Source organism: Haloferax profundi (assembly GCF_001469865.1).
In the GTDB taxonomy this organism is placed as follows: Archaea; Halobacteriota; Halobacteria; order Halobacteriales; family Haloferacaceae; genus Haloferax; species Haloferax profundi.
In genome coordinates this window covers 1-11309 of record NZ_LOPV01000445.1, presented here as the reverse complement: position 1 = coordinate 11309, position 11309 = coordinate 1, and the positions used below count along the sequence as shown (strand labels likewise).

Here is an 11309-nt window from a genome sequence, read left to right as displayed (position 1 = left end):
CGGGCTTTTCGATGACGCCCGTAACGCGGGTATTGTTGTTAGACTCGTCCGTGTAGAGGACGCCGTACTGCGTGGGGTCGTCGACGCGGTACGACCCGACTGCGGGATAGGATTGGAAGAGTTTGGTGAGAGAGGCTTCGTCGTAGAGGGCATCACCATTGAGGACAGCGAATGGGCCGTCGTCGAGATGTGGTTCGGCTACTCGAACAGCGTCTGCAGTCCCGCGCTGTTCAGTCTGTTCAGCGTACTCGACAGGGACGCCTGCGTACTCCTCGCCGAAGTATTCCCGTACGGCGGTGGACTCGTAGCCGACGACGATGACGAGTTTCGAGGCGCCCGCTTCGACCGCAGTTTGTGCGGTGTGTGCGGCCAGTGGTTTGTCTGCAACCGAGAGCATCGGCTTTGCTCTCTGGTCGGTGAGCGGTCGCATTCGGGTTCCCTGTCCAGCAGCGAGCAGGACTGTTTGCATATGTGAGTGTGTTCTAGAAGGGGGTGGAAATAGGTTGGAGATTGCTTTGGCTTGGAAAATCGTGTGGCAATGGTTCGTTCTCACGATCGTTTATCTACACAAACGGAATCGTCGCCTGAGATTATGGATGTAACAGCTCTGGGGGCTACGGGGCATTGAATCGAGATAAACCTAGACGACACAAAAGCCGCAATTACGAAGATGGTCAAAGCAGCTTATTGGGAGGCCGACATTACGGTCGAGGAAGATGTAAAACGCGTGTACGAGCCGTATTTTGACTAGTTGATTTGGATAGTTTGAGAGTACATTTCGTGTCAGTCGCCTACAAACCACTTCGCAGGCTTGTCAGTGGACTCCCCTTCTATCTCCGAGACGGAGCTGGCGTTGAAATCACCGTTCAGGTTCAGCGTCCCTGACGTTAGCGCACACTGACAGGGTGCACCTCCACCCGAAGACGTTTGCCCCGAGTGGAGTTGTTTCACGAGCTTACGAGCAATGTTCTTGCTCGCATTGTAATCTGCGTTCAGTTCGTATCCGCACTTCTGGCACACAAACTGGTGTTTCGATCGCCGATTCGACTTGTGTGTGAACCCGCACTTCGAACAGCGTTGACTCGTGTATGCTGGGTCGATCTGTCTAATTTCGACGTCCAAGACCTCTGCTTTGAACGCAACATACTGGTACAGACGACGGAACGCCCATGCATGAAACCGCTTCACACCACCCATCCGCTTACGAATGTCTGTTAAATTCTCGAACGCGACGTGGGTACAATCGTAAGTGGCGGCTTCTTCGAGAATTCGGTTCGAGGCGCGGTGCAACTCGTTCTGCATCCAGCGGTGTTCCCGGTTGCCCATCGATTGAATCGCTAAGTGGGCAGACCGCGTCCCAGTCTGATGCATTGAACCACGAGTCTTTTCGAACTCGCGATGACGATGGTTCATCTCATCAGCGTTCCCGATGAACACACCTGTTGAGGTTACAGCAAGAGACCCGTCTACGTTCAGATCAACGCCAAGGACTGTTTGGTGCTTGGCATCGGTAGACGGAGTCATGGCAGATTCTATTTCGTCGGTAGCTCGCATCATCCTCGCGTGAAGATAGAACGACTCTGTGGACTTGTCGTACTGCAACGTGGACATGCGAAACTCGAACTCTTTGTTCAGGAGGTACTTTCCAATGGGGGTACCGTCTGGTTCTTTCGGGGCCACATAGTCACACTCGACCCGACCGTTAACTGTGGCGAGCGAAACGTAATCTCGGTGGAACGTCGCAGAACGCTTGTCGTAAAGAATGCTCCACGCTCTGAAGTGTGGTTGACTTGCCTTGTCGCCTTTCTTGAGTCGCGCGACACCGCTTTTCGTGGCCTCGATACCACGCTGAATTCCTTTCTGGACGAGATTTGCAACTAGCTCTGTTTCCTCACGAAGTGGTTGATAGAGAGCGCTATGAGCTTTCAGGTATGAGGTTACGCAGTAGTCGTTTGGATGTCTCCACGCCCAGTCGGCTGTTCTATTAGCGCAGTGAAGGAATTGATCTTTGGTTTGATGGAGATCATCGCACCGCTCAGTGGGCACGTCAAGCTTCACTTTCACGGTACGAATTATCTCTGTCACATCAGAAGCTGGCCCCGTTATCGTTTATAAACGTTCACTTGCAGATATGCTCTTAATCAAAATCACTCGTAATCGGTGCAGGAGGCACTTACCATGTTTTCAGAACCTGTCTCCGCGAACAATCGGCGTGCTGAAACAGAATCGTATCTGCTTTGTTATCTCTCAGTATCTCCCACTCGATATCGGGTCATTCCATACACAACGAGTGCGAGTGCACCGAGAACGATAGCTGGCTCGACGTCCGTACTCAGATACAACCCTGGAGTCGGTGGGTAGATTCGGGTAAGCGGCCAGAGGAGTGGGTACGACACGCCCGTGGGGTTCAACAGGAAAGCATCTGCGATGAGATGCGACGCAGCACCGACTGCGAGGAGGAGAAATACTCGCATTCGTTCTTTACTCTGGACTAGCAGGACACCGATGAGTACAGAGCAAATAACTGCACCAGTCGTGTGCAGTCCAAACCAGTCAAAGGGGATGCTGAACAATTGCTCGACCCGAGGACTGGAGAAGACCAACTCAGCCTTCGCCAGATCCGGGATGAACGCCCCAGCCATTGCCACCGTCACGTAGGGCTTCGTAATCCACTCGTAGCGCCATGAGGCAATCATGGCGAGGCTGTAGGCCAACAGTGCGTGCGAAAGCAGGTCAGGCATCGTGTTGCTCCGTCTTTTGGCTCCAGATGCTGATGTCGCTCACTTTGAGAGGTGTCGTTCTGGGCTCTAACGACCAGTTCTCACAATCGAGACGCCACGTTCGAATCAGTCTCCCGAGTACCCATACCCCCGCGAGGAACGAGACGACGTACATGTACAGGTAGTTCGAAGCAGGGGTTGTGTAGGCGTTCAGCGCGCGGATTGTGTGGTCTTCTTCGACGACACCGAAGACTACGAGGCTGTCGCCTCGTTGTGCATCGAGATCAGCGCCAACAATCTGCAGGCGAAGTTTCTCACCGGTTCCGTATTCTGCCACGATAGTGAGTGGTTCCGTCTCGACGACGGTTCCCGTTAAACTGGTTTCCTCGCCAATCCATACATCGTACTCTGTACCCAGCTCCGATTCACTCGGATATGCACCCACTGCAGGTTCGGCTGAGAGTGAACCGAACCACACCATGAGCCCGAACAGACACACCAGTAAGACGACGATACCGACGAGGCGCCAAACCGGTGTGTCTTTCATTGGAGTTCAGTAACGAACTCGGACGAATAAGCGTTCCCGAAAAGAGTCCAGTCAGCAGCTACCGAAGTCGTTATTCGACCGTCACGGACTTCGCGAGGTTCCGTGGTTTGTCGATGGGGCGGCCCATCTCGTTCGCGACGTGGTAGGCGAACAGTTGGAGTGCGACGTTCGACACGAGTGGGCCGAGTCGGCCGAGGTTCGGAACGTCGATCGAGTGCTTGCAGAACGAACCTGAATTACTTTCGGTGGTGAGCCCAATCACTGGCGCACCACGTGATTCGACTTCTTTGACGTTGTTGAACGTCTCGCCTGGCGAGGCGCTCTCGTTGAGGAACGCGAGTACAGGCGTGTTCTCAGTGACGAGTGCCAGTGGGCCGTGCTTGAGTTCGCCTGCAGCGAAGCCCTCTGCGTGGGCGTACGAGATCTCTTTGAGTTTCAGTGCACTCTCGAGGGCGACAGGCTGTGCAAGCCCTCGGCCGATGAAGAAGAATGCGTCACTGTCGACGTACTGCTTGGCGAGACGTTTAATCTGAGACTCGGAATCGAGGACAGACTGGACGGCGTTCGGGAGACGACGGATGTTTTCGAGGATGTCTGCACCATCGCCTGCAGAGAGCGTACCACGGACTCGTCCCAGATACGTCGCGAACAGCGCGAGTGCCGTCACCTGCGAGACGAACGTCTTCGTCGCTGCAACGCCGATTTCGGGGCCGGCTTTGATGAACAGCGAATCGTCGACTTCGCGGGTGATGGTACTCCCGACCGTGTTGGTCACGGCGAACGTCGTCATACCCGGTGCCTTTGCACGGCGAATTGCCGAGAGGGTGTCTGCGGTCTCTCCACTTTGGGTGACTGCGAGCACGAGCGTGTTGCGCGCATCGTAGCCGTCGTACACTTCGTACTCGCTCGCGAGGTCGACACGGACGGTGATATCGACGAGTGGTTCGATGAGTTCCTTCGCGTATAGGCCTGCGTGATAGGAGGTTCCGCACGCGACGATCTGAATCTCGTCGATCGATTTCAGGAACTCGTCGTCGAGGTCGATGTCGAGTGAGGCCTTCCCAGAGAGTTCGTCGATGCGACCAGAGATGGCTTGCCGGAGTGCATGCGGTTGTTCGTGAATCTCCTTGTGCATGTAGTGGTCGTGACCGGCTTTGCCGGCTGCCGAGGCGTCCCAGTCGACAGTTTGGATTTCGCGCTCGACACGCTCGCCGTCGTTGAAGATGGTGATGCCATCTTCACTGAGGTGGGCGACGTCACCATCTTCGAGGTACGACACCTGACGGGTGTACTCGACGAATGCCGTGACGTCACTGCCGAGGTACATTCCGTCTTCACCGTGGCCGATGACGAGCGGGCTGTCCTGGCGTGCTGCGACGATACCTTCGTAATCGACGTGGGTTGCCGCGACTGCGAAGCTCCCTTCGAGTTTGTCGAGGACACGCGTGACCGCCGCGCGGAGGTCTGCACCACGTGCGATTTCCTCTTCGATGAGGTGCGGAATGACCTCGGTGTCTGTCTCGCTCTCGAAGATGTGGCCGGCGAGTTCCTCCTTCAGCTTGGTGTAGTTCGAGATGATGCCGTTGTGTACGACTGCGACATCTCCACGGCAGTCTGTGTGTGGATGCGCGTTCTCGTCGGTTGGCTCACCGTGGGTCGACCATCGTGTATGGCCGATTCCGTGGGTCGCTTCAGTCTCGTTCGGAATAGTCAACCCGTCGATGGTTCCTTCCTGTTTGTGTACCTTGACTTGGTCGCCGACGAGTGCGATTCCTGCCGAATCGTACCCGCGGTATTCCAGATTCTTCAGTCCCGTCGAGAGTACCGACGCACTTTCCCCTCCTCCGATGTATCCCGTAATTCCGCACATAGTGTGTTAGATTCCTGCTAGTCGCTGGTCCTGCTGGTACAAACCAACCGGACTGCTGATGTCTGTATTTTTGAATGAGGGTATTTAGTGTTATTGGAGCGACTAATTCAGAGCTGAATATCATCTTTGGATGTATAAATGAAAAGATAAAACAAACATGTGGGTGTTAGACCTGTTTCACCCGCGGAAGACGTGGGCCTCACCTGGAATCCGACCGGAGAGTGTGGACCCGCTCTCGATGTGGACGTCGTTTCCGACGATGGTACCTGGTTCGACGGTCACGTTTCCTCCAAGTGTGACGTTGTCCCCGATGAGGCCACCAAATTTGACGTCAGTGTAGAGTTCGCCGTCAACTTGGACGTCTGCTCGGCCACCTTCGACCGAAGTTAGTGTGCCGATTTCTGAACCCGAGCCGATGATGCAGTCGGAGATGACTGCACCCGGTTTGATGACTGTGTCTTCGAGGATGACTGCGTTCGTGATGACAGCGTTCGCGCCGATAGTGACGTTGTCGCCGATGACTACGTCGTGGAAGATGCGTGCACCGGGTTGGATGCGAGAGTGATTACCGACGACGACTGGGGAACCGAGTGTTGCGTCATCGTGTACGGCTGCTGAGCTAGCGACTGTCGAATCAGTCCCCGATAAGACACCATCGTTGACCGCAAGAAGGTCCCATGGGCGGGAGAGTTCCAGCCACATCCCATCGTACTGGACTGTATGGAGTGGGTGGTCTCGGATGTACTCTCGCAGTGTGTCGGTTAGTTTGAGCTCGCCGTAGTGGTCGGTTTGACGGATTGCTGCGAATATGTCTGCCCCGAATGCGTAGACGCCTGCGTTGACGAGGTTCGACGTGATTTCGTGTGGGTCGGGCTTTTCTTGGATGTCGTCGACGTTTTCATTTTCTACTGTAACCGCTCCGTATGCTGTGGGGTTTTCGACCTCCGTAACTGCGACGCACGCATCTCCTGTCGATTGGTATCTGTCGATGAGTTCCTTGAGCAATTCTGGCTCAACAATCCGGTCTCCATTGATTACGAGGCAATCACCACCTGCTTTGTGTTCGGCTTCGAGGAGTGCGTCTCCCGTCCCACGTGGGCTGTTTTGGACGACGTATTCTATATCAACGTTCCACTCTTCACCATTCTTGAAGTGGCTTTGGATTCGCTCTCGTTTGTGCCCAACGACGAGGATGATGTCATCCATACCTACTGCTTTGAGTGCAACAAGAATGTGCTCTAACAAGGGTTTCTCAGCGATTGGAAGTACGGCTTTCGGTCGCGTTTGTGTAAGTGGCCGTAACCGCGAACCCTCTCCTGCAGCTAAAATAACGGTCTTCATAATATGACGTTTGTGACCATCTCAAGCCAACTACTAATAACTGCGCGCAATCATCAAAAAGAATTTCAGACTCTATGCTAGGTCAGACTGTATCTTGGCCACGGTGATTTAAATGATTCAGAGTAACCAAAAAAGTATAATTATATGTGACTTCCACTGAAAAGCATCTGATCACACTACGTAATTAGAGTATATGCGAGAAACATTATGAAAGTCCTTCTAATAACTAACTCACGTCGGCCGTTTTTCGAAACACAAGTTCAGGCGATTAAGTCACAGGGTATTGAATGCGATGTGCTTACAGTTTTTGGTGCACATGAAGCAGGAGATAATGGAATTCAATCCCGAACTCCATTGGATTATCTCCGATTTTTTGGCCGATTGTACTCCCGTCTGGATGACTCATATGATATCGTCCACGCAAACCATGGATTAACTGCGCCCTATGCCGTGTTACAAAATAAAGCACCATCAGTTGTCACCCTTTGGGGGTCCGACCTCATGGGCCGGTTAAAGCCCTACTCTAACTTTTGGGCTAAATTTGCAGATGAAATAATTGTCCCTTCGAAAATAATGTCAGAGGTTCTTTCGATGGATCACCATGTGATTCCATTCGGAGTTGACACAGACCTGTTCAGGCCGATTAATAAAGAATATGCTCGGGAGCGAGTTGGGTGGGATGTTGAAAGAAACATCGCATTATTTCCCTACTCAAAACACCGGGATGTAAAGAACTACGACCTCGCTCAGCAGGTAGTCAACTGTGCGGATGTAGACATCCACCTCAAATCAATTTCTGATGTACCATATGAAGAGATGCCGCTCTATATGAACGCAAGCGACGTGCTTCTTGTCACTTCAAAGCGTGAAAGTGGGCCGATGGTTGTTAAAGAAGCTGTAGCTTGTGATACACCAGTACTGTCGACTGACGTTGGCTTTTCGCGAACCGTTTTAGAACCAGTTCCAAACTCTATTGTTTGTACTTCTGTGATTGAGTTCGTGGAAGCGCTTGAACGTGTTATTGGGGCGAACAATTCATTCAAAGAATCCAACTGCTCCACATGGGGAATTGAGGAAATGGGTGAAAATCTAAACCGTGTATATTGTGACTTAATCTGAAACCGAGATTCCTTTTCCACACATTATTTGATTCATATCGACTTAGAAGCCAAGTTCAAGAGTTGATTTCTTGAATGAGGGACAATTCCAAGAACAGACACATATGCTAGCCCTCCCAATAATATCGAGAACATGACGGGGAGGCTACTTATCGTCTCGACATAGATGAGTAAGATGAACATGAGAATGCCAGCAATCAATTGTATCGACACAGACCGGTAAGGAATCTCAATATTAAGTTCATGTCCAATCAGCTTGTAGTATATCACATACGCAAGCACAAACGACACAGTGGTTGCAACAGCAGCACCAATAATTCCTTCACTTGAAATTAACAGTATGTTCAAAATTATATTACAGAGAACTGTAGTTAATGTGGCATAGAATGCGGACCTTGGTTTATCCAGCCCGACCAGAATTTTACTGAATAAATGATAGAGTGTTTGAAATAAAAGGCCGAAAGCTAAAATTGGCAATACAAGCTTACTGTTCATGTACGTGTCTGTGAATAAAAATGTCAGAACATCATTTCCAACGACTATTGACCCAAAAAACACTGGAATTGGTATAATGAATATGTATGATAGAACGTGTTTGACGTCCTCACTCACACTTTTATAATCACCTTGACTAGAGGCATTACTCACATATGAAAATAGCGTGTTCGCTATAATTGAATTAAGTGTTATTACTGTCAGTATCAGTCTCCATGCGACTTCATAATATGCAACTGAACTCTTTGCCATGAGAATTCCAATTAAAACTACATCAGCATAGTAGAATACCTTCATCCCAACTACATTTATCATGTAATATTTAGCGAAGCCGAGCATTTCGACCGCAACGTTCCATGTCGGCATAGACAAATTAGATTTTGTTAATCCAATTGCTAGTGGTAACGGAATTAACCTTGCAAGTGTCGTTGCAATAATCAAACTATTACCAAATTCTGCAAACTTGAATAATACGACTCCAGTAACTATCAACGTGGTTGAACGGAGTAAAGAGATTAAACCGCTAGTTGACGCACGAAGTTCTGCTCGAAGAATATGTTGGTAGTACGTGAGGAGTCGACCACCTATCAGAGAAACCACAAACAATACAATATATTTTGGATTGATGATCACTACGAACAAATTTAATACTAATATTAACAGTCCAACTACTACCGATAGGATAGCGGATATTGACAACCCAGTTGTGTACCAAACCGCAGGATTTGATTTAGAACTAACAAATTTTTCTGCGGTTCCACTAATACCGACGGACGCAACTATGGCAACTGCTGATATAAGTGATTCAAAATAAAAATATTCTCCGAGAATATCGGGAGTGACATTTCTTGTAAAGTATATTATAACTCCGACACCAAGTAGTTGACCGAGTATACGGTATACGAATAACCGAGATATATTTTTCCCTAGTGACATATCTCTTTCAGTATCTCTATCGGAAATTGCATCTCTAGTTCTTTACTGACTGAATTTTTGCAATTTACTTAACACCAGTGTTTTTCAAACTGATGGGTCGTTACAGGTATCCAAGATTTTCTAATCGATCTTCTACTCCTCCCATGTCTCCTTCAGTTTTAGTTTGGTTTAACGTGTAATTGTCAGGTGCTTTGATGTAATCAATATCCTTCTTTAGAAGTTGTTGAATTGGCTCTCCGTCAAAATCATCTGGGATAGGACTGTCAAGGAGGCCAAGTAGTGTTGGAGCAACGTCAATAAGATTCGCGGGGCTAAGTTGATTTGATGGGACGTCCCCAATTGCAGCAAATATTCCTGCAGAATCATGGTGTGCAATTGGTGTGTTAAGTTTGACAGCCCCTGTGGGACCTCGATATGCCTTATGTGTGACTGACTCAAGAACAATTTCGCCAGCCTCCTCGGAAAACTCTCCCTCATATATCTCGTCTGCACGGTATGCATTCACTGCAGTTTCAGAAGCTATCTGTTTGCAGATTTCATCAACAACACGCGCCGATTCGTCTGCAGTTAGTTGCTTATTCAATCGGATTGAAGCTTCATCTTTTGATAGACACCAAGCATTTGAGGATTCGAAGTCAATACCCTCTTCAAATGAGAACTCTATATCGAAAGCACTCCGGATGAGATTCTTCATTGGTCGTAGAATTGGGTGTAACCATTGCTGCTGGAGTAATACCCGACCAATACTACCTGTCGATAGGGTGTTTTGGGATTGGTCTTTGTCATCCACAGTTGAACTGCCAGTCTCTAAATAACCCTTTTTTTTGAGCCAGTCATTAATATAGAATACGCCCTCATACAAATTAAAACCGTGATCGCTCATCAACAGAAGAATGTCGTCCTCTGATAGTGCTCCTTGTACCCGCTCAACGTACTCGTCCACGTCACGTAATAGCTTAATAGACGCTTCAGAGACAGCGCTATTCGGATTTAATTGTAGCTCTCGGTAACCAAAATGCTGGAGCCAATCAGTTTCAGATATCAACTGAAAAAGGAAGTCGTGATCATCTTCCTTAAGTACGGTCTGGAACTGCTCTGCATTATGTTGTAGTGTCTTTCTCATTTCACGGACATTTTCTAACTCAGTTCCGTCGTTCTGCGGATAGAGCGGTGGTTCAATATCATATCTACTGTACAATCCTTCAGGAGTGGGCTCTATATTATCGGATAACCATGATGGAACAATGTCTCCATCAATGCGTGACGGTCTCGTATATGGCAGATTGTATAAGAAGCAGTCGTAACCTCCGTCGTCTAGATATTCGTAGAATGTTTTGGCACGAAGCTGAGTGCCATCAACAAATGACATTTCCCGGTCGTCATCGTAATTGACGAAGTCGTACACTCCGTGTTTCCCCTGCTGTTTACCTGTCTGGAAAGAGGCCCACGCAGGTGCAGTAACTGGTGGTTTTGTGCTTTCTAATTCACAACTTGGGTTGCTCTCGTACAGCTGCTTGATAAATGGTGTATATTCTAATAGATCCTCATGAAATCCGTCGAGACCCATAACGACAAGTCGACTCATGATGCAGTATACCAGCTGTCAGCCTATTAAATAATCGGAATCGATGAAGTATCCAATATTATTTTATACTGACATTGCAGCATTTCCGGATACAAATATTTGTTGCAAATCCATCATGGTGGGAAGATCCAAGCTATAATTGCGATGGTGGGTGTGCAAATACTTGTATAGTTGTTTATGTTGATTGGATAAGTTATATATCAGTAATCCCTTTAATTTTGACACTACAATCTATATTCAAGTACCACAACAATTATGTAAAAATATCCAGTTCTTTTCCAGAAGAAAGGTTTTATATCACGGTATGACATTCTGATTGTATGATTGGTCGAGTCCCACAAAATGTCTCTCGAGCTGTTGTGATCCTAACAATCGCATTCGGAGTGTTAGGATCCCTTCTGGGACTTTTCATCTCGAATCCATATATCACTGTGTATCCTCCTGGGTTAGTGATAGCAGGTATCTTTTCAGTCTGGTTGGCAAGAAATGAGAATGAAAAAGTCTGGACTGAGTTTCACATCCGACCAAAGTTACTGTTGATTGCGTACCTTTCTTCACTTTCTCTACTATTAATCGAATATGCAACGGCAGTGACGAGAACACCAATTGTGTTGTTTTTCACATTTCTTTTGTATGCTCTTTCTATTGTAGCTGTCCTTTCTGATGCTGATTGGAGGCTTGTTGTAATACTAGTCAT

The 11309-nt window shown here is 48.7% G+C and carries 10 protein-coding genes; 2 read left to right on the top strand and 8 right to left on the bottom strand.

From position 1 onward, the window contains the following. From AUR66_RS15120 to AUR66_RS15095, 6 genes are all read right to left on the bottom strand, one after another. Positions 1–469, bottom strand: a 469-nt coding sequence (locus AUR66_RS15120) for a sugar phosphate nucleotidyltransferase (protein ID WP_157533147.1), incomplete at its 3' end; no start/stop codon positions are given. A 314-nt stretch (positions 470–783) separates the two neighbouring features. Beyond that, positions 784–2085: an RNA-guided endonuclease InsQ/TnpB family protein gene (locus AUR66_RS15115; RefSeq protein WP_058573100.1), complete on the bottom strand. Its 1302-nt coding sequence runs from the start codon at positions 2083–2085 to the stop codon at positions 784–786. A gap of 155 nt (positions 2086–2240) precedes the next feature. Continuing rightward, positions 2241–2741 carry a metal-dependent hydrolase gene (locus AUR66_RS15110; RefSeq protein WP_058573099.1) on the bottom strand — a complete coding sequence of 167 codons (501 nt, stop codon included), beginning with the start codon at positions 2739–2741 and terminating at the stop codon, positions 2241–2243. After that, complete coding sequence (locus AUR66_RS15105; protein ID WP_231727916.1) at positions 2734–3267, bottom strand: hypothetical protein; 534 nt, start codon at positions 3265–3267, stop codon at positions 2734–2736. Before AUR66_RS15105 ends, AUR66_RS15110 begins: the two co-directional genes overlap by 8 nt. Positions 3268–3337: 70 nt before the next feature. After that, entirely contained in the window at positions 3338–5137 is a 1800-nt protein-coding gene (gene glmS, locus AUR66_RS15100) for a glutamine--fructose-6-phosphate transaminase (isomerizing) (RefSeq protein ID WP_058573098.1), read from the bottom strand. A gap of 177 nt (positions 5138–5314) precedes the next feature. Further along, positions 5315–6478, bottom strand: a complete 1164-nt coding sequence (locus AUR66_RS15095; protein ID WP_082682232.1) for a sugar phosphate nucleotidyltransferase — start codon at positions 6476–6478, stop codon at positions 5315–5317. A 207-nt stretch (positions 6479–6685) separates the two neighbouring features. Between AUR66_RS15095 and AUR66_RS20735 the strand changes: the two genes are divergently transcribed. After that, positions 6686–7597 carry a glycosyltransferase family 4 protein gene (locus tag AUR66_RS20735; protein ID WP_082682231.1) on the top strand — a complete coding sequence of 304 codons (912 nt, stop codon included), beginning with the start codon at positions 6686–6688 and terminating at the stop codon, positions 7595–7597. Positions 7598–7629: 32 nt separating this feature from the next. On the opposite strand, the gene AUR66_RS20730 is transcribed toward AUR66_RS20735, so the two are convergent. Together AUR66_RS20730 and AUR66_RS20725 are read right to left on the bottom strand one after the other, a co-directional pair. Next, positions 7630–9027, bottom strand: a complete 1398-nt coding sequence (locus AUR66_RS20730) for an oligosaccharide flippase family protein (RefSeq protein ID WP_082682230.1) — start codon at positions 9025–9027, stop codon at positions 7630–7632. Positions 9028–9127: 100 nt separating this feature from the next. After that, positions 9128–10612: an alkaline phosphatase family protein gene (locus AUR66_RS20725; protein WP_082682229.1), complete on the bottom strand. Its 1485-nt coding sequence runs from the start codon at positions 10610–10612 to the stop codon at positions 9128–9130. Positions 10613–10932: 320 nt separating this feature from the next. Between AUR66_RS20725 and AUR66_RS22765 the strand changes: the two genes are divergently transcribed. Then, positions 10933–11309, top strand: a 377-nt coding sequence (locus AUR66_RS22765; protein ID WP_231727915.1) for a hypothetical protein, incomplete at its 3' end; no start/stop codon positions are given.